This is a genomic window from Stenotrophomonas acidaminiphila (assembly GCF_001431595.1).
GTDB classification, from domain to species: domain Bacteria; phylum Pseudomonadota; class Gammaproteobacteria; order Xanthomonadales; family Xanthomonadaceae; genus Stenotrophomonas; species Stenotrophomonas acidaminiphila.
Map to the genome: position 1 here is coordinate 20,088 of NZ_LDJO01000013.1, position 24,659 is coordinate 44,746.

Genomic DNA, 24,659 nt, shown 5'->3' on the forward strand with positions numbered 1-24,659 from the left:
CTAATGCGCATGTCCGCCGAATCCATCGCATCCGCTTCCATCGTCCCCGGACGCGCCACGTATGCGCAGCGCGTGGCCTTCGTCACGGAGATCGCGGGCCGCCTGCATACCTACGGCACCACCGCGCAGCGGCTGGAAGCGGCGGTGGTCGCGCTGGCGCAGCGGCTGGACCTGGACTGCGAGCCGTGGTCCAACCCCACCGGCCTGATCCTCAGTTTCAGCGACCCGACCCAGGCGATCGGTTCCAGCGACATCACCCGCGTGGTGCGCCTGGACCCCGGCAGCAACGACCTGCACAAGCTGACCCTGGCCGATCAGATCGCCGATGCGGTGGCGAGCGGGCAGATGAGCATCGCCCAGGGCCATACCGCGCTGCGCCGGCTCGACAAGGCGCCGACCTGGCGCGACAACGCGCAGATGCTGCTGTCCTTCTGCCTGGGGTCGGCCGGCGTGGCCGGCATGTGGCGGCTGCCGTGGCTGGATATCGTCACCGCCGGTTTCACCGGCCTGCTGATCGGGCTGATGCTGTTCTATACCGACCGCCGCGTGGCCACCCGCGAGGCCAGCGACGCGCTGGCGGCGATGCTGGCCGGTTTCGTCGCGGTACTGGTGGCCAGCTTCATCGGCCCGCTGAACCAGAATTCGGTGATCATCGCCTCGCTGGTGGTGCTGCTGCCGGGCATGGCCTTGACCAATGCGGTCAACGAGCTGGCCAGCCAGCACTGGGTTTCGGGCACCGCGCGTTTCGCCGGTGCGCTGACCACGATCATGAAACTGACCGTGGGCGCGATGATCGCGGTGACCATTACCGACCTGATCGGCCTGGAGCCGCTGGTGCGCGGCTCGCGCCCGCAACCGGAATGGGTGGAATGGGCCTCGGTGATGCTGGCCGCGTTCGCCTTCGCGATGCTGTTCCGCGCCTCGCGCCGGGATTATCCCTGGGTGATGGCCGCGTCGCTGGCCGGATATGCCATTTCCCGTTATGGCGGGCAGCAGTGGGGCGGGCCGGCGGGGATATTCCTGGCGGCGATGATGCTGACCGCCGCCGGCAATCTGTTCGGCCGGGTGGTGCAGCGGCCGGGCGCGATCATCCGCCTGCCCGGCATCATCATGCTGGTGCCGGGCAGCATCAGCCTGCGCGGGGTATTGAGCCTGATCCAGCAGCAGAGCGTGAATGCAGGCGAATCGGCGCTGCTGACCGTGCTGAACGTGGTGATGGCGCTGGTGGCGGGGCTGCTGTTCGGCAACCTGCTGGTGCCGGCGCGGAAGAATCTCTGAGGCGCGGGCAGCCGGCAACAGGGCAGGGCGCGCGGTTGTAGCGCGGGAATTGCCGCACGATCGCGGCCCGCGTCCCACAATAAAAAACGCCGGCATGGGCCGGCGTTTCATTACGCGATGATTCCCGTCCCGATCACTTCTGGATCAGGAAATCCTCGACCTTGCGGCCGCCGGCGGTGTATTCGGCCAGCCAGCGCGGCTGCTTGCCACGGCCGGTCCAGGTATTGGCGGCGTTGGCCGGGTCGCGGTACTTCGGCGCGACCTTCACGCCCTTGCTGGCGCTCTTGGCCGGGGCCTTGGCGGCGCGCGGGGCGCGGGTCGCCTTGGGCGCGCCGGTGCCGAACAGTTCCTCGATGGTGTAACCGGCCTTCTGCGCGGTCTTGACCAGCTGCGCGCGGACCTTGGTGATGGGCTGGCGCTTGGCGACCACGCTCTTGCGCTTCTGCGCGTCGCGGATCAGGGACGCCAGTTCTCGGGCCGACAGGCCGCTCAGGTCGATACTCATCGAATTGCTACTCCGGATAATGGGTTGGGTATTGCCGGTCCGTGGCAGCGCGCAAAGCATAGCGGCTGTTCCACGGTAACGGCAACGATAATGTGGGCCATGTATTGATTACATGAGAAAAGGCCGGGTTTCGACCCCGGCCTTTTCCATCACGCACATCCCTGTACGTCGCCCTGCGGGCGGCATTGCCGTGAAAAACGGCTGTCCTGCCGTTTTTGGGTATCACCCGGCGATTCTATGCAGCAGCCCGGCCTTGTCCAGGTTTTCGGCCTCGCTGGCCGCGCGCGCGCGGTATTCGTAGGTACCCGCGGCCAGGCCGCGCTCGGAGACCACGATGCGGTGCGGGATGCCGATCAGTTCCATGTCGGCGAACATCGCGCCCGGGCGCAGGCCGCGGTCGTCCAGCGCCGCGTCGATGCCGGCGGCCTGCAGTTCGGCCAGCAGCGCCTCGGCGGCGGCGGTCACGGCCGCGTCCTGCTTCGGGTTGATCATGCACACCACCGCCTGCCACGGCGCCATCGCCACCGGCCAGATAATGCCGGCCTCGTCGTGGTTCTGTTCGATGGCGGCGGCGACGATGCGCGATACGCCGATGCCGTAACAGCCCATCGCCATTACCGTGGCCTTGCCGTTCTCGTCCAGCACCGTGGCCTTGAGCGCCTCGGCATATTTGCGGCCGAGCTGGAATACATGGCCGACCTCGATGCCGCGCGCGAGCTTGAGTTCGCCGCCGTCGCGGGCGCGGTCGCCGGCGACCACGTTGCGGATATCGGCCACCTCCGGTTCGGCCAGGTCGCGGCCCCAGTTGACCCCGGCGATGTGGAAGCCCTTTTCGTTGGCGCCGACCACGAAGTCGGCCAGCGCCGCCACTTTGCGGTCGGCGACGATGCGGATGGCCTTGCGCGGGTTCAGCGGGCCGAGGAATCCAGGTTCGCTACCCAGGTATTCGGCGATCTCCGCCTCGCTGGCCATGCGGTGGTCGGCCAGGCCCGTCACCTTGCCCAGCTTGATCTCGTTGACCTCGTGGTCGCCGCGCACCAGGGCCAGCACGAACGCACCATCGGCGCTCATCACCGCCACCGACTTGACCGTGCGCGCCAGGGCGATGCCCAGCAGCGCGGCGACGTCCTCGCAGGTCTTCTGGGTCGGGGTCTCGACCTTGCGCAGCGTTTCGGTCGCGGCCGCGCGCGGTGCCGGGTCTGCGGCGATGGCGGCCTCGACGTTGGCGGCGTAATCCGAGCCGGTGGAGAACGCCAGCGCGTCCTCGCCGGAATCGGCGATCACGTGGAATTCCTGCGAGGCGTCGCCGCCGATCGCGCCGGAATCGGCCTGCACCGCGCGGAACTCCAGCCCCAGGCGGGTGAAGATGCGGGTGTAGGCGGCCTTCATGTTCTCGTATTCGGCCACCAGGCTGGCGTCATCCAGGTGGAAGGAATACGCGTCCTTCATCAGGAATTCGCGCGCGCGCATCACCCCGAAGCGCGGGCGGATCTCGTCGCGGAACTTGGTCTGCACCTGGTAGAAGTTGACCGGCAGCTGCTTGTAGCTGGACAGCTCCTGGCGCGCGAAGTCGGTGATCGCTTCCTCGGCGGTGGGGCTGTAGCAGTATTCCTGCTCCTTGCGGTCCTTGATCTTCAGCAGCTGGCCACCGAATTTCTCCCAGCGCCCGGTTTCCTCCCACAGCTCCCTGGGCTGGATGGTCGGCAGCTGCAGTTCCACCGCGCCGGCGCGGTTCATTTCCTCGCGGACGATGCCCTCCACCTTGCGCAGCACGCGCAGGCCCAGCGGCGACCAGGTGTACAGGCCCGAGGCCAGCTTGCGGATCATGCCCGCGCGCAGCATCAGCTTGTGGCTGACCAGCTCGGCGTCGGCGGGTGTTTCCTTGGTGGTGTGCAGGTGGAAACGGGAAAGGCGCATGGGGAGGCTTCACGGGACGGCGGACCGCCTATTCTGCCAGAAGCCCATGCGCCGCAAGGGCCGGGGCGGCGCCTACTTCTTGCAGTAGGCCGCCGCGGCGGCCTCGGCGAGCTGCTTCTGCGCGCTGCGCTGGGCATCGTCCAGCTGGGTGTCCGGCTTGCCGTCGCCGTTGGTGTCCTGCATCAGCGGGCTGCTGCCCTGCAGCAGCTCCAGGTTGCGCCGCGCCGCGGTGCACTCCGGCGCCTCGTCGGCCTTGGCCGGCTCGGCCGCGGCCACCGGCTCGCCGGAGGTGGTGATGCGGCGGGTTTCGTACTTCTGCCCGGTCGGCGGGCGCTCGGAGTACTGGGTCACGCCATTGGCGTCTTTCCACTTGTACAGGTTGCCGGTACCGGCAACGGCACCGCTGGCGGCGCCGGCCAGGGCCAGCAGGCAGCAGAAACGGGGCAGGGCGCGCATGGCGACTCCGGTCGCTTGACGGGACAGAACCCGATTGCAGCACCCGGTGACGCGGCTGGCAAGTCGATTAAACTGGCCGCATGGACGAAACCAGACCGCCGCCACGCTCGCGCAGCATCTACCTGCTGCCGAACCTGTTCACCACCGCCGGGCTGTTCGCCGGCTTCTACGCCATCATCGCCGCCTCCAACGGCGACTTCGTCAACGCCGCCGTCGCGGTGTTCGTGGCCGGGGTCATGGACGGGCTGGACGGGCGGGTGGCACGCCTGACCGGCACCAGCAGCGAGTTCGGGGTGCAGTACGACTCGCTGGCCGACCTGGTCAGTTTCGGCATGGCGCCGGCGCTGGTGATGTACCACTGGTCGCTGTCCTCGCTGAAGTTCGACGGCGACGTGCTGGGCCGCATCGGCTGGCTGGCGGCGTTCCTGTACGCGGCCTGCGCGGCGCTGCGCCTGGCGCGCTTCAATACCCAGGTGGGCACCGTGGACAAGCGCTGGTTCGTCGGCCTGGCCAGCCCGGCGGCGGCGGGGCTGATGATGTCCTTCGTCTGGGCCTTCGCCGACGGCAGCCTGGGCTGGAGCGGCGAGGAACTGCGCTACGTGGCGCTGGTGGTGTCCATCGTCGCCGCCCTGCTGATGGTCAGCCGCATCCGCTTCTGGAGCTTCAAGGGCGGCAGCGAGAAGGGCCCGCGCTCCGAGCGCGTGCCGTTCATGGTGCTGGCGCTGGTGCCGATCGTGATCGCCATCATGGTGATCGACCTGCCGCGCACGCTGTTCGTGGTCGGCGTGCTGTACGCGCTGTCCGGGCCGGTGATGTGGCTGTGGCAGCGGTGGCGGCAGCCGGCCAGCAGGGTGCAGTGAACGCGGCCGCGTCCACACCGGTGTGGTCGCCGCAGCAGCAGGCATGGCTGCAGGCGATGGGCTATGCGGTGTATCTGGAAGGTGGCGCGCTGGACGCGCCGCTGCCACAGCCGCAGACGCGTGCCGCGGCGCCGGCGGCGTTGGAGGCTGCTCCCGCGGCTGCGCCCACGCGCGCGGCGCCGCCGGTACGCCGCGAGGCGCCACCGCGGCTGCCGCCGGAGGCGCCGGCCACCGCGCCGCAGGCACGGCCGGCGTCGCGTCGCGGCGGGGTGCGGCTGCCCGACCGCCTGCAGATCGCGCTGCTGCGCGCGTCCGGCTGCAACCCCAACGATCCGCAGACCCGCGCGCTGATGGACAGCTGGCCGCTGGACGAGCTGCGCGCGAACCCCGCGGCCAAGCGTGCGCTGTGGCCGCAACTGCGCGAACTGCGGCGGAAGCAGCGGCAATGAACGCGGTGGCGGCGACGCCAGCGCCGGTGCTGCGCCCGATGCACGAGGGCGATCTGGACGCGGTGATGGAGATCGAGCTGCGCGCCTACCCGTTCCCGTGGACCCGCGGCATCTTCCAGGACTGCCTGCGCGCCGGTTACCCGAGCCGGGTGCTGGCCGGGGGCGACGGCCTGTTCGGCTATGGGCTGCTGAGCATCGCCGCCGACGAGGCCCACGTGCTCAACGTATGCGTCGATCCGCGCCGGCAGTCGCGCGGGCTGGGGCGGCGCCTGCTGCGCGACCTGGTGCAGGTGGCGCGGCAGCACCGCGCGGCGCGGGTGTTCCTGGAAGTGCGCCCGTCCAACGCCGCGGCCATCGCGCTGTACCACAGCGAGGGATTCAACGAGATCGGCCGCCGCCCGCGCTACTACCCGGCGGTGACCGGGCGCGAGGATGCGCTGGTGATGGCGATGGAACTGGTGGACGAGGACATCAGTTCCATGCCGCCGCTGTAGGCGGCCTGTTCAACCCAGCCGCAGCACCACCACGCCGGCCACGATCAGCGCTGCGGCGCACAGGCGCGCGCGCCCGATGCGCTCCTTCAGCACCCAGGCCGAGATCAGCAGCGCGAACAGGATCGAGGTTTCGCGCAGCGCGGCGATGACCGCCACCGGCCCCTGGGTCATCGCCCACAGCGCGATGCCGTAGGAGGCGGTGGTGCCGGCGCCGCCCACCAGGCCGCGTCCCCAGTTGCCGCGCAGGTACCGGCACAGCTGCGCGCGGCGGGTGGCCAGCGCCCACAGCGGCAGCGGCAGCCCGGACAGCAGGAACAGCCACAGCGTATAGCTGGCGGCATTGCCGGACAGGCGCGCGCCGCGCGCGTCGACCAGGGTGTAGGTGGCGATCAGCACGGCGATGGACAGCGGCAGCCGCAGGTGGCGGCGGGCAACCCCGCCGGCCATGCCGACGACGCCGGCGCTGACCACGGCGATGCCCAGCCAGGCGCCGGCCGTCAGCTGTTCGTCGAATGCCAGGCTGCCGGCCAGCGCCACCAGCGGCGGTGCGCAGCCGCGCATCAGCGGGTAGGACAGGCTCATGTCGGCAGCCCGGTACGCGCGTGCGACCAGCACGTAGTAGCCGGCCTGCAGCAGCGTGGAGGCGGCCAGCCATGGCCAGCTGGCCGGTGCCGGCAGCGGCAGCCACGGCAGTGCCAGCGCGGACAGCAGCGCGGCACTGCCGGTGACCAGGATCGTGGTCAGCAGGGTGTCGCCGCCGCGCTTGACGATGGCGTTCCAGCCGGCGTGCAGCAGGGCCGCGAACAGCACCGCGCAGAAGATCGCCAGCGACATCGCATGCCCGGGGTGCGGTGGAGCGTGCAGGATAGCCGCAAACGCAAACGCAAACGCAAACGCCGCCCGCAGGCGGCGCTTGCGTCACCGCGGGGGCGGCTTACAGCTTGGCGCGCTGTGCCTGCAGCCCGGCCAGCTGGCCGTTCCAGTCGGCCAGGCGCACGCGCTCCTGTTCGACCACCGCGGCCGGCACCTTGTCGGTGAATTTCGACAGCTTGGTCTCGCTCTTCTCCTTCTCCGCCGACACCCGCGCGATCTCCTTGTCCAGGCGCGCGCGCTCGGCATCCAGGTCGACCAGGCCTTCCAGCGGCACCAGCAGCTTCAGCTCGCCGACGATGGCGGCCGCGGCCGGCGGTGTCTGCGCGTCGGCGGCCAGCCACTCGATGCTCTCCAGCTTCAGCAGGAAACGCAGCTGCGAGGTGAAACGCTCCACGCGCGCCTGGTCCACGGCCTGGCCCCCCTGCAGCAGCAGCCGGACCAGCCGGGACGGCGGCACGTTCAGCTCGCTGCGCACCCGGCGCAGGGCGTTGACCATGGTCTTGAACCACTCCACGTCGGCCTCGGCCTGGGCGTAGTCGCCGCTGAACTCCGCTGCGGTCGGATAGGGGCGCAGCGACAGCGTGTCGACTGTGATGCCCAGGCGCGGCGCCACCTGCTGCCACAGCTGTTCGGTGACGAACGGGATCAGCGGGTGCAGCAGGCGCAGCACCGCTTCGAGCACGTACAGCAGGGTGTGGCGGGTGCTCTGGGCATTGGCCGCATCGCTGCCGTTGAGCGCCGGCTTGGTCAGCTCCAGGAACCAGTCGCAGAACTCGTTCCAGACGAACTCGTACAGCGCCTGCGCCAGCAGGTCGAAGCGGTAGTCGGCGAAATGCTGCTGCGCCTCGGCCGATACCGTGGCCAGGCGCGCCAGGATCCAGCGTTCGGCATCGGTGCGCGGCATCGGCGCGCCGCTGAAGCCCGACCCTTCGGTGTTCATCAGGGTGAAGCGGCTGGCGTTCCACAGCTTGTTGCAGAAGTTCTTGTAGCCCTCGGCGCGGCCCATGTCGAACTTGATGTCGCGGCCATGGGTGGCCAGCGCGGCGATGGTGAAGCGCAGCGCGTCGGCACCGTGGGCGATGATGCCGTCCGGGAATTCCCTGCGGGTGGCCTTCTCGATCTTCTCGGCCATCTTCGGCTGCATCAGGCCGTGGGTGCGCTTGGCGACCAGGTCGTCGATGCTGATGCCGTCGATGATGTCCAGCGGGTCGAGCACGTTGCCCTTGGACTTGGACATCTTCTGGCCCTGCGCATCGCGGATCAGGCCGGTGATGTAGACGTCCTTGAACGGGATGTGCCCGGTGAAGCTGTCGGTGGCCATGATCATGCGCGCCACCCAGAAGAAGATGATGTCGAAGCCGGTGACCAGCACGTTCGACGGCAGGTAGCGCGCGAACCCGCGCTGCGCCATCGCCGCCTCATCCGGCCAGCCCAGCGTGGAGAACGGCCACAGCTGCGAGGAGAACCAGGTCTCCAGCACGTCGCTGTCCTGGGTGAGCAGCACGTCGTCGCCGAGCCCGGCACGGGCGCGGGCGTCGGCCTCGTTGCGGCCCACGTAGCAGTTGCCGGCGTCGTCGAACCAGGCCGGGATGCGGTGGCCCCACCACAGCTGGCGGCTGATGCACCAGTCCTGGATGTTCTCCATCCAGTGGCGGTAGGTGTTGATCCAGTTGCCCGGCACGAATTTGATGCTGCCCGGCTTTCCATCAGTACCTTCGACCAGCTCCAGGCCGCGCCTGGCCAGCCCGTCCATCTTCACGAACCACTGGTCGGTCAGGTACGGCTCGATCACCTGGCCGGTGCGGTCGCCGCGCGGCACCTGCAGCTTGTGCGCCTTGGTCTCGACCAGGATGCCCAGGCTTTCCAGCTCGGCCAGGATCACCTTGCGCGCTTCGTAGCGGTCCAGCCCGCGGTACTGCTCCGGCGCGTTCTCGTTGAGCGCGGCGGTCGGGGTGAACAGGTTGATCATCGGCAGGCCGTGGCGCACGCCGACCTGGTAGTCGTTGAAGTCGTGCGCCGGGGTGACCTTGACCACGCCGGTGCCGAACGCCTTGTCGACGTAGTCGTCGGCGATCACCGGCACGCTGCGGCCGGTCAGCGGCAGGGTGACGCGCCTGCCGACCAGGTGCGCATAGCGGCTGTCTTCCGGGTGCACCATGACCGCGGTGTCGCCCAGCAGGGTTTCCGGGCGGGTGGTGGCCACCACCAGGTAGTGGCGGGTTTCGCGAAGGGTCTCGTTGCCGTCGGCGTCGAGCTCCACGTGCTCGTAGCTGGCGCCGTCCTCCAGCGCATAGGCGATCGACCACAGGAAGCCGTCTTCCTCGACGCTTTCCACCTCCAGGTCGGAGATGGCGGTCTTCAGCACCGGATCCCAGTTGACCAGGCGCTGGCCGCGGTAGATCAGGCCCTGCTCGTGCCAGCGCACGAACGATTCGATCACCGCCTCGCTCGGGCCCGGGTCCATGGTGAAGGTGCTGCGCGACCAGTCGGCCGAGGTGCCGAGGCGGCGCATCTGCCCCTCGATCACGTTGCCCGAGTGCGCCTTCCACTCCCACACCTTGTCGATGAAGCCGTCGCGGCCCAGCGAATCGCGGGTTTCGCCCTTGCCTTCCATCGCCAGGTTGCGGCTGACCACCATTTCGGTGGCGATGCCGGCGTGGTCGGTGCCGACCTGCCACAGCGTGTCGTAGCCGCGCATGCGGTGGTAGCGGATCAGCGCGTCCATCAGCGTCTGCTGGAACGCGTGGCCCATGTGCAGGGTGCCGGTCACGTTCGGCGGCGGCAGCAGGATGGTGTACGGCTCGCCCTTGCCGGACGGCTTGAAATGGCCGGCTTTCTCCCACGCATCGTAGAGCGCGGTTTCGAAGGACTTCGGGTCGTAGCTGGAGGCGAGTTGGGTCATGCGGGGAAACCGGGTGGAAGGCGGGGAGGGGATCAGCGGGACGCGCCGGTTTTCAGCGCGCGCCTGATCTTCTGGTCGGTGTGGTACTGGCTGACCGCGTAGGCGGCCCAGATCGCGGCCGGGACCCAGCCGATCAGGGTGACCTGCAGGACCAGGCAGACGATGCCGGACAGCGGCCGGCCGATGGTGAAGAAGGCCAGCCACGGCAGCAGCAGGGCAATGAGCAGGCGCATGCGGGTCCCTTACATGTCGTGCTTGTTGAGCGCGTAGCCGGCGGCCTTGTACTGGCGCCAGCGTTCGCGCAGCGGTTCGCGCGCGGCCGGGTCGGCCGGCACCACTTCCAGTACCCGTTCGCAGCTGCCCAGGTAGGGGTCGTCGCGCAGGTTGATCACCAGCGGCCGTTCCGGCGCCTCGGCGCCCGGCGCGGCGATCAGCACGATGGCCTCTTCCTCGTCCACGTCATCGCCCACGATCTGGTGCGGGATGTAGGCGTCCGGGTCGAACGACCACAGCAGTTCGTCCAGTTCCTCGGCCTGCGCCGCGTCGCGCGCCAGCACCAGGGTGTACTGGCTGGTGTCGTTGGCCTTGCGCGCCAGTTCGCACACCAGCTTGAGCGGCTCGGTGAGGAAGCGGGGCTTGGCGATCAGGTAGAAGTCGGCGCGGGGCATCGGGCAACCAGGAAGGGGAAGGAAGAACCGGGGCCGGCGTCGGTCGTTCCAGGTGGAACCCGGTGCCGGCCCCGGTTTTGCGTCACGCCGCGCGGTCCAGCAGCCACTGCGCCAGCAGCCCGACCGGGCGGCCGGTGGCCATGCCGCGCTTGCCTTCGTCGCTGGCCACGCCGGCGATGTCCAGGTGCGCCCAGCGCTGGCCCTCGGCGAAGCGCGACAGGAAGCAGCCGGCGGTGATGGCGCCGGCCCAGCGGCCGCCGATGTTGTAGACGTCGGCGAAGCTGGAATCCAGCATCGGCTGGTACTCGTCCCACAGCGGCAGGCGCCAGGCGCGGTCGAACACGTGCTCGCCGGCGGCCAGCAGTTCGTTGGCCAGGTCGTCGTGCTTGCTCATCAGGCCGGCGGTCTGGTGGCCCAGGGCAACCATGCAGGCGCCGGTCAGGGTGGCCACGTCGACCAGCGCGGCCGGCTCGAAGCGCTGCGCATAGGTCAGCGCGTCGCACAGGATCAGGCGGCCCTCGGCGTCGGTGTTGCCGACCTCGATGGTCTTGCCGGACATGGAGGTGATCACGTCCGACGGGCGGTAGGCGTTGCCGTCGATGGCGTTCTCCACCGCCGGCACCACCACCACCAGGTTCAGCGGCAGCCGGGCCTTGACCGCGGCGACGAAGGTGCCGATGACGTTGGCGCCGCCGCACATGTCGTACTTCATCTCCTCGATGCCGCCCTGGGTCTTCAGGTTGACGCCGCCGGTATCGAAGGTGATGCCCTTGCCGACCAGCACGTAGGGCTTGGCGTCGCCGCCGTTGTTCCACTTCAGCACCACCAGCTTCGGCCGGTTGGCCGAGCCGCGGGCCACCGCCAGCAGCGAGCCCATGCCCAGGGCTTCCATCTGCTGTTCGTCGAGGATCTCGGCCTGCGCGCCCTCGTGCTCGGCGGCGAACCGGGCCGAGCTTTCGGCCAGGTAGGCCGGCGTGCACAGGTTCGGCGGCAGGTTGCCCAGCTCGCGGGCGTACTCGACGCCGGCGGCGATGGCCTGGCCCTGGGCCAGCGCGGTCTCGTCGCTGCCGCTGATGGCCAGGGTTTCCAGGCCGGGGGCGTCGGGCTTCTTCTTGCCCAGGGTGGCGGTGTAGCGGTAGCTGGCATGGTTGGCGGCGATCACCGCCTGGCGGATGTTCCAGGCGGCATCGCGGCCCTTCACTTCGAGCTCGGACAGGGTGAACAGCGCGCTGCGGGTGATGCCGCTGCGCAGCGCGCGGGCGGCGTCGCCCACCGCCTTGATGTACTGCGGCACGCCGAACTTGGCGGCGTCGCCCAGGCCGACCACCAGCACGCGCGGCGCGGCCACGCCGGCCAGGTCGTGCAGCACGGTGGTGTTGCCGGTCTTGCCACCGACGTCGCCGCGCTCCACCAGCGCCGCGATGCGGCCGCCCGAGGCGGCGTCGAGCGCCTGTGCCGCCGGCGACAGCGACTTGTCAGAGAAGGCGCCAACGATGATGCAGTCGACCGCGGCCGAGGCCGGGGCGGCGTGGTTCAGGGTGAATTGCAGAGACATTGATCAGATTCCATTGCCAAATCCGTACAATCGCGGACTGTTTCCACCCCTCCAGACCGGCCGGGCGCGCCGCGAACGAAACCGGGAGTTTAAACCACCCACCCCATGGCGAAGCTTGACCGCTACCTGCTGAGCGACTTCATCCAGAGCTTCCTGGCGACCCTGACCGTGCTGCTGGTGGTGAGCGTGGGCGGGGTCCTGGTGGACATCCTGGGCCGGATTGCCGACGGCCGCATGCCGGCCGGGCTGCTGCTGTCGCAGCTGGGCCTGCAGTTCATCGTCTACCTGCCCATCATCCTGCCGCTGGCGCTGCTGCTCGGCCTGTCGCTGGCCATCGCCCGGCTCTACCGGGATTCGGAGATGGCGGTGCTGACCGCGGTGGGGGTCGGCCCGCGACGCCTGCTGCGGCCGGTCATGATGCTGGTGGCGCCGGTGGTGGCGCTGGTCGGGGCCTGCTCGCTGTGGCTGGGGCCCTGGGCCAACCGCACCGCCGACGCGATGGTCGAGGCCGCCAGCCGCAGCGTGGTGGTGGCCGGGCTGGAGCCGGGCAAGTTCACCCAGCTCTCCGGCGGCGGCATCGTCTACCTGTCCTCGCTCAACGAGGACGGCACCCGGATGGGCAAGGTGTTCATCCAGCGGCAGGAGGACGGGCGCATCGACGTGGTCTCTGCCAACAGCGGCGCCATGTTCTTCGAGGGCGATCGCCAGCGCTTCCTGCGGCTGGAGGACGGCCACCGCGTCGAAGGCCCCGAGAACGGCGGGCTGGATTACCGCCTGATGCGCTACGCCAGCAACGAGGTGGCGTTGCCCGACCGCGATGAACCGCGCGGCCAGGACGACCCCGAGGTGCTGCCGACCCTGCGCCTGCTCGGCGACGACCGTCGCGAGGCGCAGGCGCAGCTGCACTGGCGCATCACCCCGCCGCTGCTGGCGCTGGCCTTCGCCCTGCTGGCGCTGCCGCTTTCGCGCAGCACGCCGCGGCAGCAGCGCTATGGAAGCGTCATGCTGGCCTTCCTCGGCTACGTGGTGGGCATCAGCCTGATGATCAGCGGCCGGCAATGGCTGGCCAGCGGCAAGCTGCCGGTGGAGCTGGGCATGTGGTGGCTGACCGTGCCGCTGCTGGTGCTGGCGCTGTGGCTGTACTTCCGCGATGGCCGGCTGTCGCGCCGCAAGAGGGCACGCGCATGATGCTGCGCCCGCGCATCCACGATTTCTACGTCGGCCGCACGGTGCTGGTCACGGTGCTGCTGGCGTGGGCGGTGCTGACCGGGCTGGACGCGATGCTGTCGCTGTCCGGCGAGGCCAAGAACATCGGCACCGGCAGCTATACCTTCGGCCACGCGGTGGCCTGGAGCGCCTACACCCTGCCGCGCCGCGCCTACACGCTGTTCCCGATGGCCGCGGTGATCGGCGCGCTGATGGGGCTGGGGCAGCTGGCGGCGACTTCGGAGCTGACCGCGCTGCGTGCGCTTGGCCTGTCGCGCCGCCGCATCGCGCTGTCGGTGGCCATCGCGATGTCGATGCTGACCGCGATGATGGTGGTCAACGGCGAAACCCTGGCGCCCTGGGCGCAGGAAAAGGCCGATGCGCTGAAGGCCAGCGCCAAGTTCAACACCGACATGGCCATGGCCCGCTATTCCGGGCTGTGGGCGCGCGAGGGCGACACCTTCCTCAATGCCCAGAGCGGCGAGGAGCAGCTCACCGAGGGCGGCGGGACGCGCCTGCTGCTGCATGACGTCCGCCTCTACCGGCTGGACGCCGATGGCCGCCTGGCCAGCCTGACCCATGCGGTCACCGCCCGCCACGACGCCCGGGGCTGGACCCTGGAGCAGGTGCGGCGCGACACCTTCGGCGAGCGCTCTGCCACCCGCCAGACGGTGGCCAGCGAGCCCTGGGACTCGGACCTGGACGCAGCGGCGCTGGCCTCGGGCCTGGCCAAGCCACGCAGCCTGACCGCCGCCGAGCTGCGCACCAGCATCGAGTACCGCAAGCGCAACGGGCTGGACGCGCGCGACTACGAGGACACCTACTGGAGCCGCTGGTTCTATCCGGTGAACGTGCTGGCGCTGTGCCTGGCCGCGGTGCCGTTCGCGTTCGGTTCGCTGCGCAGTGGCGGCATGGGCAAGCGCCTGTTCCTGGGCATGCTGTTCGCGCTGGGCTTCCTGCTGCTGCAGATGTTCTTCGGGCGCATGGCCGGCGCGCTCAAGTTCGATTACCGCATCGCCTACGCGCTGCCGCCGGTCATCATGCTGGCCGTATCCGGCTGGCTGTTCAAACGACGTTCGAGCTGAGTCCGCTCCGCGCGCGCCGCAGGAGACCGCGGGCCCCGGTTTCCCTGCCGCGCCGCTGCGCGCCGGGAGCAACGACGGGTGTGCTGTTCCGGGGCGGTTACCGGTCGGGGACGTGCACCAGCCGGGTGTTGCTGAGGCGGTCGTGCCACGTCAGCCCCTCCCGATCCAGCAGCGCCCACCAGAATCCCAGGCCGCCGCACAGCAGCGACAACGTGCCCAGCGTATAGCGCTTCCACAGCAGGGCCATCGACGGCGCGCCATTGGTGCCCTGCACATACAGTCGCCACGGGCGCATGCCCAGGGTCTGCCCGCCGCGCTTCCAGCTGAGCGTGGCGTACACCCCGGCCACGGCCCAGCAGCACAGCCACAGCAGCCACTGCAGCGGGCTGTACGGGGCAATGTTGTGGTGGGTGTTGCCGCCGCTGGCAACCACGTCCAGCAGGGTGAACGGCACCGCGGTGAGCATCCACAGCGCCAGCACCGGCCACAGGTCGTAGAACAGTGCCGCCAGGCGGCGCAACAGCAGTGGCGAGGGGCGGGACGGGGCGGCGGAATCGGCGTTCATCGCGCGAGCATACGGGCTGGCGTGCGCGATGTGGATGGGCAGCGGCGCCGGCAATGCCTATCCTGCGCGCGATGAGTTCGCCTTCCACCGCCGCCGAACGCCGCCAACGGGTGATGCAACTGCCGCCACTGCGCGAGGCCGACGGCCGCCGCATCCAGCGCTTCCTCGACGCGATCTGGGCCGAACAGGGGCTGGCGCGGGCGACCCTGGACAGCTATCGCCGGGATCTGGAGGGACTGGCCCGCTGGGCGGCCTCCCAGGCCGGCGAGCCGCCCCGCCAGGCGCCGGCGCCGCGGAGCACGCTGGCCGGCATCGATCGCGCCGGCCTGTTCGACTACCTGGCCTGGCGGACCCGCCACGGCTGGTCGCCGCGCAGCAACGCGCGCCTGCTGTCGGCGCTGCGCGCGTTCTTCGCCGACTGCCTGCGCCGCGGCGAGCGCGACGACGATCCGTCCGCGCTGCTGGAGCCGCCCAGGTTGCCGCGGCCGCTGCCCAAGGCCCTGGCCGAGAGCCAGATCGAGGCGCTGCTGGCCGCGCCGGATATCGCCACGGCCGAGGGCCTGCGCGACCGCGCCATGCTGGAACTGATGTATGCCGCCGGCCTGCGCGTGAGTGAGCTGGTCGACCTGCCGGCCAACGCGGTCAACCTGCGCCAGGGCGTGCTGCGGGTGACCGGCAAGGGCAGCAAGGAGCGGCTGGTGCCGCTGGGCGAGGAATCCCGGCACTGGCTGGAGCGCTACCTGGCCGACGCACGCCCGGCACTGGCGGCGGGGCGGCCGGTGCAGGCCACGGCCGACGGCCAGGTGCCGCTGTTCCTGGCCCGCGGGCAGAAGCCGCTGACGCGGCAGCAGTTCTGGGCGCTGGTGAAGGCCAGCGCGGCGGCGGCCGGCATCGACCCGGCGCGGATCAGTCCGCACGGCCTGCGCCACAGCTTCGCCACCCACCTGCTCAACCATGGCGCCGACCTGCGCGCGCTGCAGATGCTGCTGGGCCACAGTTCCCTGTCCACCACCCAGATCTACACCCTGGTCGCCCGCGAACACCTGCAGAAGCTGCACCGCAACCACCACCCGAGGGGGTGAGCGACCGCGCTTGCGCGCCACTGGCGCGCGCGGTCGCGAACGCCCGGCCGCGCCAGGTGGAACCCCGGGCGCCAGCAACGCCTGCCGCGCCGCCGCGCGTCCAGATCCCACCGCATCCACGACCGCTTCCGATATCTCCGGGTACCTGCAGCGCTGGCTCGTCCAGCGGTGGGTCGCGAACGCCCGGCCGCGCCGCGTCGAGACCCGGGCGCCAACATACCTGCCGCGCGTCCGTATCCCGCCATCTCCTGCGATGCTCCCGGCGGCACCGGCCGCGATGGCACCCGGGCCTGTTCTACAGCGGGTCACCAAGCCCGGATGAGCCGCACGGCCGCTTCCCGCAGCAGCGTCGCGCCCTTTCGCCCGGGCGCGGCGAGTGCGCCGCCGCAGCGGCACCCGGAACGTCCCGTCCCCCGGGTATGCGAGAATCGCCCGGCTTTCCGCCAATCTCTTTTCCCTGGAATCCCCATGCTCCGATTCGCCACCGCCGCGCTGCTGGGCGCGATCAGCCTGACCGCCTGCGCGCAGCCGAAAGCGCCTGAAACCACTGCCGCTGCCGCACCGGCCACCGCGGACGGCGCGGTCGAGAAGCGGGTGCGCGACGCGCTCAGGCAGCTGGACCCGAATTTCAATCCGGACTACATCGGCGCCGCGCCGTTCGCCGGCTTCCGCGAGGTGGTGGTGTCCGGCCAGGTGCTGTACGTCACCGACGACGGCCGCTACCTGATGCAGGCCCAGCCCTACGACATCGGCAAGCGCGCGCTGGCGACCAGCGAGGGCCTGCTGGCCCACCGCCGCAAGCTGCTGGCGTCGCTGCCGCATTCGGACCGGATCGTGTTCGCGCCGCCGAATGCCAAGTACACCATCAGCGTGTTCACCGACATCGAGTGCGGTTACTGCCGCAAGCTGCACCAGGACATCGCCGAGCTGAACCGCCAGGGCATCGCCGTCGAGTACCTGGCGTTCCCGCGCATGGGGCTGGGCAGCAAGGACCACACCGACATGGTCTCGGTGTGGTGCGCCAGCGACCGCAAGGCGGCACTGACCGCGGCCAAGTCCGACCGCCCGGTGGAGGCGAAGAACTGCACCAATCCGGTGACCATGCAGTACAACGTCGGCCAGCAGCTGGGCATCAGCGGCACCCCGGCGATCTTCGCCGCCGATGGCACCCAGCTGGGGGGTTACCTGCCGCCGGCGCAGCTCAAGGCCGCGCTGGAGCGGCTGCCCGGCGCCGCCGGCAGTCCCTGATCCGTCGGCCCCGGGGCAGCACGATGCCGCTGGCGCTCCGCCGCCGTCCGCCCGCCGCGTGGTGGGCGGCGGTTGCCCGGCGCGCGGCGCTGCTTGCGCCGCTGCTCCACGCCGGCTGCGCGTCGGCACCGCCCACGTTCGAGGCCCATCGCGTCCCGCTGAGCCGCATCGACCATCCGGTGCCGGCGAAGCTGCCGCGCACGGACATCGGCTGGAAGCTGGAACAGTACCTGCAGTTCGATGGCGAGGCCCCGGAGCCGCCCAACTTCGCTGACCACTTCACCCTGTTCCTGGTCGGCTGCGGCAGCGGTTGCCGCCAGTACGCGCTGATCGACCGCCGCAGCGGCAAGGTCCACCCCGGCCAGGCGTTGAACAACGTCCGCTTCGACTACCGGCGCGACAGCCGCTTGCTGGTAGTGACCCATACCGAGGGGTACCGCTCCCCGGACATCGTCGACTACATGGTCTGGAACGGGACGCGGTGGCGTCGCGTCGCCCGCGAGGTCAGGCCGGCGCCCGAAGAATAGGCCGTCACCGGCCCCGGGGACCGGCGGCACACGCCGCCGCCGGGCACGGCCGGAGGCCGGCTCCGGTACAATGGCGGGCCCGACTCCCACCATGGTCTCCCGGACATGATCGTCCTCGAGGGCGCAGCCGCCCTTTCGCCGTTCCGCCGCGAACGTCTTGAATCCCGCCTGCAGTCCATCGCCGCCGATCTGCGCATCACCGGTGCCTGGCACGTCTATTTCACCCAGGCCACCGATGCCGCGGCCGTCGACCAGGCCACGCTGGGCCGCATCCTGCAGGCCCAGCCGCAACCGGCCGGGGCCGCCGCCGGCAGCCTGTCGCGTTACGTGGTGCCGCGCCTGGGAACGCTGTCGCCGTGGTCGAGCAAGGCCACCGAACTGGTGCGCGGCGCCGGCCTGGCGATCCAGCGCGTGGAGCGCGGCACCCGCATCGACCTGGCCGGCTGGCCGTCCGACCCGGCCCTGCAGGCGGCCGTGGCCCGGCTGCTGCACGATCCGATGACGCAGTCGCTGCTGGCCGACATCGCGCAGGCGCGGGCGTTGTTCGACAGCCCGGCGCGCAAGCCGCTGCAGCGCATCGCGCTGGCCGACCTGGAAGGCGCCAACAAGCGCCTGGGCCTGGCCCTGGCCGAGGACGAGATCGAGTACCTGCGCCAGCGCTACGGCGAACTCGGCCGCGACCCGTCCGACGTCGAGCTGATGATGTTCGCGCAGGCCAATTCCGAGCATTGCCGGCACAAGATCTTCAACGCCAGCTGGACCATCGACGGACAGGCGCAGGAGCGCTCGCTGTTCCGGATGATCAAGAACACCCACCAGCAGACCCCGCAGCACACGCTCAGCGCCTACAGCGACAACGCCGCGGTGATCGAGGGCGAGCCGGCCGCGCGCTACCGCCCCGATCCGGCGAGCGGCCGCTACCGCAGCGAAGCGGTGGTGCCCAGTGCGTTCCAGATCAAGGTGGAGACGCACAACCACCCCACCGCGATCGCGCCGTTCCCGGGCGCCTCGACCGGTGCCGGCGGCGAGATCCGCGACGAAGGCGCGACCGGCCGCGGCGGCAAGCCCAAGGCCGGCCTGACCGGCTTCTCGGTCTCGCACCTGCGCATCCCGACCCTGCCGCAGCCGTGGGAGGCGCCGCGCGCGCTGAACCCGCGGATGGCGCCGGCGCTGGACATCATGCTCGACGGCCCGCTCGGCGGCGCCGCGTTCAACAACGAGTTCGGGCGACCGAACCTGCTTGGCTACTTCCGCAGCTTCGAGCTGCCCGAGGACGGCATCACCCGCGCCTACGACAAGCCGATCATGCTGGCCGGCGGCCTGGGTGCGATCGACCGCGTGCAGGTGGACAAGCTGCGCCTGGCCGATGGCGACATCGTCATCGTGCTGGGCGGCCCGGCGATGCTGATCGGCCTGGGCGGCGGCGCCGCTTCGTCGGTGGCCTCGGGCGAGAGCGCCGAGGACCTGGATTTCGCCAGCGTGCAGCGCGACAACCCGGAAATGGAGCGCCGCTGCCAGGAAGTGATCGACCGCTGCGTGGCCATGGGCGCGGGCAACCCGATCAAGTTCTTCCACGACGTCGGCGCCGGTGGCCTGTCCAACGCCATTCCCGAACTGCTGCACGATTCCGACGTCGGCGGCGTGATCGACCTGGGCAAGGTGCCGACCGACGATCCCTCGCTGTCGCCGCTGGAACTGTGGTGCAACGAGTCGCAGGAGCGTTACGTGCTGGGCATCCCGGCCGACCGCCTGGCCGAGTTCGGCGAGATCTGCGCGCGCGAGCGCTGCCCGTTCGCCGCGGTCGGCGTGGCCACCGCCGAGGAGCGGCTGGTGGTGGCCTACGGCGCGACCCCGGGCAACATCCCGGCCGATGCGCCGATCGACCTGCCGATGGACGTGCTGTTCGGCAAGGCGCCGAAGATGCACCGCGACACCACGCACCCGGCCGCGCCGCGCTGGCCGCAGCTGAAGACCGCCGGCATCGACCTGCATGACGCCGGCCTGCGGGTGCTGTCGCACCCGACCGTGGCGGCCAAGAACTTCCTGGTCACCATCGGCGACCGCAGCGTCGGCGGCCTGACCGCGCGCGAGCAGATGATCGGCCCGTGGCAGCTGCCGATGGCCGATGTCGCCATCACCCTGGCCGGGTTCGACACCTACGCCGGCGAGGCGATGGCGGTGGGCGAGCGCACCCCGCTGGCACTGCTCAACGCCGCCGCCTCGGCGCGCATGGCGGTGGGCGAGGCCATCACCAACCTGTGCGCCGCGCCGCTGATCTCGCTGGACACGGTCAAGCTGTCGGCCAACTGGATGGCCGCCTGCGGCCACGACGGCGAGGACGCGCTGCTGTACGACGCGGTCAGGGCGGTAGGCATGGAACTGTGCCCGCAGCTGGACATCAGCATCCCGGTGGGCAAGGACTCGCTGTCGATGCAGGCGCAGTGGCAGGCCGACGGCAGGACCGAGAAGTCGGTGTCGCCGGTGTCGCTGGTGATCTCGGCGTTCGCGCCGGTGGCCGACGCGCGCCAGCAGCTGACCCCGCTGCTGGAACGCGAGGGCGAAAGCGAGCTGTGGCTGATCGGGCTGGGCGCGGGCAAGCAGCGCCTGGGCGGCTCGATCCTGGCCCAGACCCAGGCCGACCACAGCGCGCTGCCGGCGTTCGCCGGCGAAGTGCCGGACCTGGACGACCCGCAGCGCCTGCGCGGCTTCTTCGAGCTGATCCGCGACGCGCGCCAGGCCGGGCTGCTGCTGGCCTACCACGACCGCAGCGACGGCGGCGCGTTCGCCGCCCTGTGCGAGATGTCGTTCGCCTCGCGGCTGGGCCTGGACATCGTGCTCGATGCCTGGGGCGACGATCCGTTCCGCAGCCTGTTCAACGAGGAACTGGGTGCGGTGGTGCAGATCGCCAGGGAAGACCGTGCCGCGTTCGCCGACCTGGTCGAACGCCATGCGCTGACCGAATGCGCGCAGCGCATCGCACGCCCGACCACCGCGCCGGTGGTGCGCGTGCAGCTGGGCGGGCAGAGCCTGGCCGAGTGGCGCTGGGAAGAGCTGTTCGATGCCTGGTGGTCGGTGACCCACGCCATGCAGAAACTGCGCGACAACCCGGAGGCGGCCGACCAGGAGCGCGCGGTCGCGCGCAATTTCAATGCCCCGGGGCTGAAGCCGAAACTGGCGTTCGACCCGGCCGAGGATGTCGCCGCGCCGTTCGTCGCCACCGGGGCGCGGCCGAAGGTGGCGATCCTGCGCGAGCAGGGCGTCAACGGCCAGATCGAAATGGCCAATATCTTCGAGCGCGCCGGCTTCGATGCCTTCGACGTGCACATGAGCGACCTGATCGAAGGCCGCGTGCAGCTGGCGGACTTCCGCGGGCTGGCCGCCTGCGGCGGCTTCAGCTACGGCGACGTGCTGGGCGCGGGCCGCGGCTGGGCCACCTCGATCCTGGAGCGCCCGGCGCTGCGCGAGGCCTTCGCCGCGTTCTTCGCGCGGCCGGACACCTTCGCCCTGGGCGTGTGCAATGGTTGCCAGATGATGAGCCAGCTCAAGGCCATCATCCCCGGCGCGGAGCACTGGCCGGTCTTCCTGCGCAACCGCAGCGAGCAGTTCGAGGCCCGCACCGCGCTGCTGGAGGTGGTGGAGTCGCCGTCGATCCTGCTGCGCGGCATGGCCGGTTCGCGGCTGCCGGTGGCGGTGGCGCACGGCGAGGGCCGCGCCGAGTTCGACAGCGCGGTCGACCAGGCCGCGGTCGACGTGGCGCTGCGCTACGTCGATGGCGATGGCCGCGTGGCCGAACAGTACCCGCTGAACCCGAACGGCTCGCCCGACGGCATCACCGGCCTGACCACCCGCGACGGCCGCGTCACCATCCTGATGCCGCACCCGGAGCGGACCCCGCGCAAGCTCAACCTGAGCTGGGCGCCGAAGGGCTGGGGCGAGGACGCACCGTGGCTGCGCATGTTCCGCAACGCGCGGGTGTGGTGCGGCTGATCGCGCCGTGCCATCAACGGGCCCGTGGCGACACGGGCCCGCTGCGACGCAGCGGCTGCAGCGCGGCGTCATGCGGCTTGCGGGTACGCGCTGCCGCGGGCGACTGCTAGAGTTCGCTGCGTCAGCCTCAGGGAATCGCCGGCCGTGACCAGTTACGCACCCTCCATTCCACGCCGGGCCGGGGACGCTGCGTGCGCTTGCCGGTGATCCTGTTGCCGGTCGGCGTGGACGACGTGGCGCTCGATGCATGCCTGGCGGCGCTGGAAACCGCCACCCCCGCCGGTACCCCGATCTGGCTGGCCGACGATGCCCAGGGCGGGCCGCGGGTGCAGGCGGTGATCGAACCGTGGCTGGCGCGCACCCGGCTGCAGGCGGAGTACACCCGGCGCCCGCGCTCCATTGGCGAATCGGCGCACCTGGAGCAGATGCTGCAGGCCTGCGGCGACGCCGACGTGGCGGTGCTCGCGCCCGATGCGCTGCCGCTGCCGGGCTGGCTGCAGCAACTGTCCGATTGCCTCGCGCGCGATGCGTCCATCGCCACCGCCACGCCGTGGAGCAATGCTGGCGAGACCGTGGCCTGGCCACGCGCCGGCGAACTCAATCCGCTGCCGTCCGATGGCGCACGGCTGGCGCGCGCCTGCGCGTCGATGCCGCTGCTGCACCCGGAACTGCCTTCGGCGGTCACCCACGCCGTGCTGGTGCGCGGCAGCGCGCGGCGCCGCGCCGGTGGACTGGACACGCAGAGCTGCGGCTCGTGGTACGCGGCGCTGGTGGACCTGAGCCTGCGCATGAGCGGGCTGGGCTGGCGCAACGTGCTGTGCGACAACGCCTTCGTCGGCCGCCATGACGAGGGCCGTCCCGCCGACGGCGACATGGAAGTGCTGGGCAACCGCTGGCCGGCCTGGACCGCGCGCCTGGCCGGGTTCCTGATGGACGATCCGCTGCATGGCCACCGCCAGCACCTGCAGCAGCTGTGGGAGCTGGCGGCGCTGCCGGCGCGCCAGCCCGACCTGTTCGGCGACGACGACGGCGACGATGCGGCGGCGGAGGTCGCCTCGTGAGCGGCGCGATCGCGGTCGTCGTGGTCAGCTACCAGAGCGCGGCGACGCTGGACGAATGCCTGGCGCGGCTGCGCGGCGCACACGACGTGGTGCAGATCCGGGTGGTGGACAACGCCTCCGACGATGGCTCGCTCGGCATCGTCCAGCGCCATGCCCTGGCTGATGCGCGGGTGCGTTTCATCGCCAATCCCGACAACCCCGGCTTCGCCACCGCCTGCAACCAGGGCGCGCGCGACAGCGATGCGCCGTGGCTGGCGTTCGTCAATCCCGACCTGATGGTCGAACCCGACACGCTGGCGCGCCTGCGCGATCTGGGCCTGCCGCTGGGCGACTGCCTGCTCGGCGTGGAGCAGGTGGACGCGCAGGGGCGGCCGGATGCGGCGGTGCGGCGCCGCGATCCCGACTTCGCCGCGATGCTGCGCAACCCCGCCGCCGGTGCGCGGCTGGCGCTGGCGCCCGATCCGGCGCAGCGGCTGCAGGAGGTGCCGGCGCTGTCCGGTGCGCTGCTGCTGATGCCGCGGGCGCTGTTCGACCGCATTGGCGGCTGGGACGCGGGCTACCGGCTGCATGCCGAGGACCTGGACCTGTGCCGGCGCGCACGCCAGGCCGGGGCGACGGTGGCCATCGCCAACCGGCTGGCGGTGCTGCACGTGCGCGGCGTCTCCAGCCGCGCACGGCCGTTTTTCGTCGAATGGCACAAGCACCGCGGGCTGTGGCGCTATTTCCGCAAGTTCGAGGCGCCGCGCCGCGGCCTGCCGGTACGCGCCGCGGTGTGGTGCGCGATCTGGGCGCATGCGCTCGTGCAGGTGCCACGGCTGCTGCTGCACCGCTGACGGCGCCGTCCACGCGCAGGCCGTTGCCCGGGTTCCCGTGGGGTTCTGCCGCGGCTGCCTGCAAAGGCAGCGTCATCCGGCCATGGTCTTCTTACGGTCGTGTGCTTTGCTGTCTGCATCCCCGGGAGTGCGTTGGATGCGGCTGTGTGCACCGCTGCATCGGCAGGTCGCTGGGTATTGGCTTGAAGTGTGATATAATTCACAATATTCAGTGGTATCGAATGTCGCAGGAGGCGGGATGCGTTGCGTAGGTGGGGTGCGGATGCGCAGGGGAATGGCCTGGTGAACCCGGCAGAGTTGCTCGATGGTTATCGCGACCGTTCCTGTGCCCGGCAATGGCGGGGCTTCCTGCAGGCGATGGCGGCGGAGTTCGACCAGGCGCTGCCGGAGGAGGAATCGGCACGGCTGATGGCGCGCATCGGCCAGCGCTTCGCCGACGCCCATGGCCTGCCGCCGGTGGCCACCGTCGAGGCCCTGCAGGCCTCGGTCAACGCGGTGTGGGCGGACTGCGAGTGGGGATGGGCGAGGTTCGAGGAGCGCGCCGACCAGCTGCGCATCGTGCATGCGGCCTCGCCGCTGGCGGCGGCGCTGGGGGGCGGCGCCTGGCATCACGGCTTTCTCGAGGGGGCCTACCGCCATTGGCTGCGCGGCGCCGGCATGCTTGCCGTGCTCGATGTGCGCCACCTGGCGACCGGCAATCGTGACGTTTCGATTTTTACCGTGGGGCGGGTGTTTTGACGATGGACGAGATGCGTTGGGCATGAGCAGCAACCGACCGGCGGCAGCGCCGCAATGCGATGACGATGTGGCAGGCCTGTTCATGAAGCTGGGTGACGGCAAGGGACGGCCGGAGTACCGGGAGTTCCCCGAGGCAAGGTTGCCCGCTGCGGCGACCCGGCCGGCAGCGCCGGCGGCAGTGGAAGCGGTGGTCGCGGCGCAACCCGCGCCGGCGCCCGACCTGCCTGCCGCGCAGGCGGACACGCCACTGTCGCAGTTGTTCCGCAGGCTGGCAGAAGCCGGCGGGACGATTCCGGACGACAGCCCCCTGATCCGCTTGCGCAGGCAATAGGAACGGGGCACGAACGCCGCGCCGGACCGCGATGACGCG

23 protein-coding genes are annotated in these 24,659 nt (G+C 70.7%); 14 read left to right on the forward strand and 9 right to left on the reverse strand.

Annotation, left to right across the window (positions count from 1 at the left end; all coding sequences use genetic code 11):
* The first annotated feature begins 9 nt into the window (after window positions 1-9).
* Window positions 10-1,278 (forward strand): threonine/serine exporter family protein, encoded by a 1,269-nt coding sequence (locus tag ABB33_RS03275; protein WP_056931157.1) that lies wholly within the window; start codon window positions 10-12, stop codon window positions 1,276-1,278.
* 133 nt (window positions 1,279-1,411) lie between these two features.
* Here the strand turns inward: ABB33_RS03275 and ABB33_RS03280 are convergent, their stop codons facing one another.
* The 3 genes from ABB33_RS03280 to ABB33_RS03290 all read right to left on the reverse strand — a co-directional run bounded on the left by ABB33_RS03280 (window position 1,412) and on the right by ABB33_RS03290 (window position 4,156).
* Window positions 1,412-1,783, reverse strand: a complete 372-nt coding sequence (locus ABB33_RS03280; protein WP_056931132.1) for an H-NS histone family protein — start codon at window positions 1,781-1,783, stop codon at window positions 1,412-1,414.
* 222 nt (window positions 1,784-2,005) lie between these two features.
* On the reverse strand, window positions 2,006-3,700 hold the full coding sequence (locus tag ABB33_RS03285; protein ID WP_056931133.1) for a proline--tRNA ligase: 1,695 nt from the start codon (window positions 3,698-3,700) through the stop codon (window positions 2,006-2,008).
* 72 nt (window positions 3,701-3,772) lie between these two features.
* Window positions 3,773-4,156 carry a DUF4124 domain-containing protein gene (locus ABB33_RS03290; RefSeq protein WP_056931134.1) on the reverse strand — a complete coding sequence of 128 codons (384 nt, stop codon included), beginning with the start codon at window positions 4,154-4,156 and terminating at the stop codon, window positions 3,773-3,775.
* 80 nt (window positions 4,157-4,236) lie between these two features.
* On the opposite strand from ABB33_RS03290, the gene pssA reads away from it, so the two are divergent.
* The 3 genes from pssA to rimI are packed head-to-tail and all read left to right on the forward strand — an operon-like array spanning window position 4,237 to window position 5,959.
* Window positions 4,237-5,016, forward strand: a complete 780-nt coding sequence (pssA, locus tag ABB33_RS03295; RefSeq protein ID WP_054667666.1) for a CDP-diacylglycerol--serine O-phosphatidyltransferase — start codon at window positions 4,237-4,239, stop codon at window positions 5,014-5,016.
* 56 nt (window positions 5,017-5,072) lie between these two features.
* Window positions 5,073-5,465 (forward strand): hypothetical protein, encoded by a 393-nt coding sequence (locus ABB33_RS03300; protein WP_056931158.1) that lies wholly within the window; start codon window positions 5,073-5,075, stop codon window positions 5,463-5,465.
* Complete coding sequence (gene rimI / locus ABB33_RS03305; RefSeq protein ID WP_056931135.1) at window positions 5,462-5,959, forward strand: ribosomal protein S18-alanine N-acetyltransferase; 498 nt, start codon at window positions 5,462-5,464, stop codon at window positions 5,957-5,959. The genes ABB33_RS03300 and rimI overlap by 4 nt, the downstream gene beginning before the upstream one ends.
* A gap of 9 nt (window positions 5,960-5,968) precedes the next feature.
* Here rimI and ABB33_RS03310 read toward each other — a convergent pair whose 3' ends face one another.
* From ABB33_RS03310 to ABB33_RS03330, 5 genes are all read right to left on the reverse strand, one after another.
* Window positions 5,969-6,793 carry an EamA family transporter gene (locus ABB33_RS03310; RefSeq protein WP_056931136.1) on the reverse strand — a complete coding sequence of 275 codons (825 nt, stop codon included), beginning with the start codon at window positions 6,791-6,793 and terminating at the stop codon, window positions 5,969-5,971.
* A 100-nt stretch (window positions 6,794-6,893) separates the two neighbouring features.
* A complete protein-coding gene (locus tag ABB33_RS03315) occupies window positions 6,894-9,734 on the reverse strand; it encodes a valine--tRNA ligase (protein ID WP_056931137.1) in 2,841 nt (946 codons plus the stop codon).
* 32 nt (window positions 9,735-9,766) lie between these two features.
* Complete coding sequence (locus ABB33_RS03320) at window positions 9,767-9,967, reverse strand: YqaE/Pmp3 family membrane protein (RefSeq protein ID WP_056931138.1); 201 nt, start codon at window positions 9,965-9,967, stop codon at window positions 9,767-9,769.
* A gap of 9 nt (window positions 9,968-9,976) precedes the next feature.
* On the reverse strand, window positions 9,977-10,402 hold the full coding sequence (locus ABB33_RS03325) for a DNA polymerase III subunit chi (protein WP_054667657.1): 426 nt from the start codon (window positions 10,400-10,402) through the stop codon (window positions 9,977-9,979).
* A gap of 82 nt (window positions 10,403-10,484) precedes the next feature.
* Window positions 10,485-11,957, reverse strand: a complete 1,473-nt coding sequence (locus tag ABB33_RS03330) for a leucyl aminopeptidase (RefSeq protein WP_056931139.1) — start codon at window positions 11,955-11,957, stop codon at window positions 10,485-10,487.
* 105 nt (window positions 11,958-12,062) lie between these two features.
* Between ABB33_RS03330 and lptF the strand changes: the two genes are divergently transcribed.
* Entirely contained in the window at window positions 12,063-13,145 is a 1,083-nt protein-coding gene (gene lptF / locus ABB33_RS03335) for an LPS export ABC transporter permease LptF (RefSeq protein WP_054667653.1), read from the forward strand.
* A complete protein-coding gene (gene lptG, locus ABB33_RS03340; RefSeq protein WP_056931140.1) occupies window positions 13,142-14,248 on the forward strand; it encodes an LPS export ABC transporter permease LptG in 1,107 nt (368 codons plus the stop codon). Before lptF ends, lptG begins: the two co-directional genes overlap by 4 nt.
* A gap of 97 nt (window positions 14,249-14,345) precedes the next feature.
* Here the strand turns inward: lptG and ABB33_RS03345 are convergent, their stop codons facing one another.
* The gene (locus ABB33_RS03345) at window positions 14,346-14,813 is read right to left on the reverse strand and encodes an RDD family protein (protein ID WP_056931159.1); all 468 of its coding nucleotides are present in this window, start codon (window positions 14,811-14,813) and stop codon (window positions 14,346-14,348) included.
* Window positions 14,814-14,884: 71 nt separating this feature from the next.
* Here ABB33_RS03345 and xerD point away from each other — a divergent pair, with 71 nt between their 5' ends.
* The 8 genes from xerD to ABB33_RS03385 all read left to right on the forward strand — a co-directional run bounded on the left by xerD (window position 14,885) and on the right by ABB33_RS03385 (window position 24,620).
* On the forward strand, window positions 14,885-15,895 hold the full coding sequence (xerD, locus tag ABB33_RS03350; protein ID WP_056931141.1) for a site-specific tyrosine recombinase XerD: 1,011 nt from the start codon (window positions 14,885-14,887) through the stop codon (window positions 15,893-15,895).
* A 468-nt stretch (window positions 15,896-16,363) separates the two neighbouring features.
* Window positions 16,364-17,143 carry a DsbC family protein gene (locus ABB33_RS03355; RefSeq protein WP_056931142.1) on the forward strand — a complete coding sequence of 260 codons (780 nt, stop codon included), beginning with the start codon at window positions 16,364-16,366 and terminating at the stop codon, window positions 17,141-17,143.
* A gap of 23 nt (window positions 17,144-17,166) precedes the next feature.
* Window positions 17,167-17,670, forward strand: coding sequence for a hypothetical protein (locus ABB33_RS03360; RefSeq protein WP_056931143.1), 504 nt, complete (start codon window positions 17,167-17,169; stop codon window positions 17,668-17,670).
* A gap of 105 nt (window positions 17,671-17,775) precedes the next feature.
* On the forward strand, window positions 17,776-21,657 hold the full coding sequence (purL, locus tag ABB33_RS03365; RefSeq protein ID WP_056931144.1) for a phosphoribosylformylglycinamidine synthase: 3,882 nt from the start codon (window positions 17,776-17,778) through the stop codon (window positions 21,655-21,657).
* 191 nt (window positions 21,658-21,848) lie between these two features.
* A complete protein-coding gene (locus ABB33_RS03370) occupies window positions 21,849-22,718 on the forward strand; it encodes a glycosyltransferase family 2 protein (protein ID WP_056931145.1) in 870 nt (289 codons plus the stop codon).
* Window positions 22,715-23,551 (forward strand): glycosyltransferase family 2 protein, encoded by an 837-nt coding sequence (locus tag ABB33_RS03375; protein WP_056931146.1) that lies wholly within the window; start codon window positions 22,715-22,717, stop codon window positions 23,549-23,551. Before ABB33_RS03370 ends, ABB33_RS03375 begins: the two co-directional genes overlap by 4 nt.
* A gap of 282 nt (window positions 23,552-23,833) precedes the next feature.
* On the forward strand, window positions 23,834-24,289 hold the full coding sequence (bcsD, locus tag ABB33_RS03380; RefSeq protein ID WP_054667640.1) for a cellulose biosynthesis protein BcsD: 456 nt from the start codon (window positions 23,834-23,836) through the stop codon (window positions 24,287-24,289).
* Window positions 24,290-24,371: 82 nt separating this feature from the next.
* The gene (locus ABB33_RS03385; protein WP_054667639.1) at window positions 24,372-24,620 is read left to right on the forward strand and encodes a hypothetical protein; all 249 of its coding nucleotides are present in this window, start codon (window positions 24,372-24,374) and stop codon (window positions 24,618-24,620) included.
* The last annotated feature ends 39 nt before the right edge of the window (window positions 24,621-24,659 follow it).

What these genes read in the sequence shown, in the direction of transcription:
- ABB33_RS03310 (WP_056931136.1), bottom strand. Translation starts at nt 6,793, where the DNA reads ATGTCGCTGGCGATCTTCTGCGCGGTGCTGTTCGCGGCCCTGCTGCAC.
- ABB33_RS03315 (WP_056931137.1), bottom strand. Translation starts at nt 9,734, where the DNA reads ATGACCCAACTCGCCTCCAGCTACGACCCGAAGTCCTTCGAAACCGCG.
- ABB33_RS03320 (WP_056931138.1), bottom strand. Translation starts at nt 9,967, where the DNA reads ATGCGCCTGCTCATTGCCCTGCTGCTGCCGTGGCTGGCCTTCTTCACC.
- lptG (WP_056931140.1), top strand. Translation starts at nt 13,142, where the DNA reads ATGATGCTGCGCCCGCGCATCCACGATTTCTACGTCGGCCGCACGGTG.
- ABB33_RS03325 (WP_054667657.1), bottom strand. Translation starts at nt 10,402, where the DNA reads ATGCCCCGCGCCGACTTCTACCTGATCGCCAAGCCCCGCTTCCTCACC.
- ABB33_RS03280 (WP_056931132.1), bottom strand. Translation starts at nt 1,783, where the DNA reads ATGAGTATCGACCTGAGCGGCCTGTCGGCCCGAGAACTGGCGTCCCTG.
- ABB33_RS03290 (WP_056931134.1), bottom strand. Translation starts at nt 4,156, where the DNA reads ATGCGCGCCCTGCCCCGTTTCTGCTGCCTGCTGGCCCTGGCCGGCGCC.
- ABB33_RS03330 (WP_056931139.1), bottom strand. Translation starts at nt 11,957, where the DNA reads ATGTCTCTGCAATTCACCCTGAACCACGCCGCCCCGGCCTCGGCCGCG.
- ABB33_RS03285 (WP_056931133.1), bottom strand. Translation starts at nt 3,700, where the DNA reads ATGCGCCTTTCCCGTTTCCACCTGCACACCACCAAGGAAACACCCGCC.
- ABB33_RS03355 (WP_056931142.1), top strand. Translation starts at nt 16,364, where the DNA reads ATGCTCCGATTCGCCACCGCCGCGCTGCTGGGCGCGATCAGCCTGACC.
- ABB33_RS03385 (WP_054667639.1), top strand. Translation starts at nt 24,372, where the DNA reads ATGAAGCTGGGTGACGGCAAGGGACGGCCGGAGTACCGGGAGTTCCCC.
- ABB33_RS03300 (WP_056931158.1), top strand. Translation starts at nt 5,073, where the DNA reads ATGGGCTATGCGGTGTATCTGGAAGGTGGCGCGCTGGACGCGCCGCTG.
- rimI (WP_056931135.1), top strand. Translation starts at nt 5,462, where the DNA reads ATGAACGCGGTGGCGGCGACGCCAGCGCCGGTGCTGCGCCCGATGCAC.
- ABB33_RS03360 (WP_056931143.1), top strand. Translation starts at nt 17,167, where the DNA reads ATGCCGCTGGCGCTCCGCCGCCGTCCGCCCGCCGCGTGGTGGGCGGCG.
- ABB33_RS03275 (WP_056931157.1), top strand. Translation starts at nt 10, where the DNA reads ATGTCCGCCGAATCCATCGCATCCGCTTCCATCGTCCCCGGACGCGCC.
- purL (WP_056931144.1), top strand. Translation starts at nt 17,776, where the DNA reads ATGATCGTCCTCGAGGGCGCAGCCGCCCTTTCGCCGTTCCGCCGCGAA.
- ABB33_RS03345 (WP_056931159.1), bottom strand. Translation starts at nt 14,813, where the DNA reads ATGAACGCCGATTCCGCCGCCCCGTCCCGCCCCTCGCCACTGCTGTTG.
- xerD (WP_056931141.1), top strand. Translation starts at nt 14,885, where the DNA reads ATGAGTTCGCCTTCCACCGCCGCCGAACGCCGCCAACGGGTGATGCAA.
- pssA (WP_054667666.1), top strand. Translation starts at nt 4,237, where the DNA reads ATGGACGAAACCAGACCGCCGCCACGCTCGCGCAGCATCTACCTGCTG.
- lptF (WP_054667653.1), top strand. Translation starts at nt 12,063, where the DNA reads ATGGCGAAGCTTGACCGCTACCTGCTGAGCGACTTCATCCAGAGCTTC.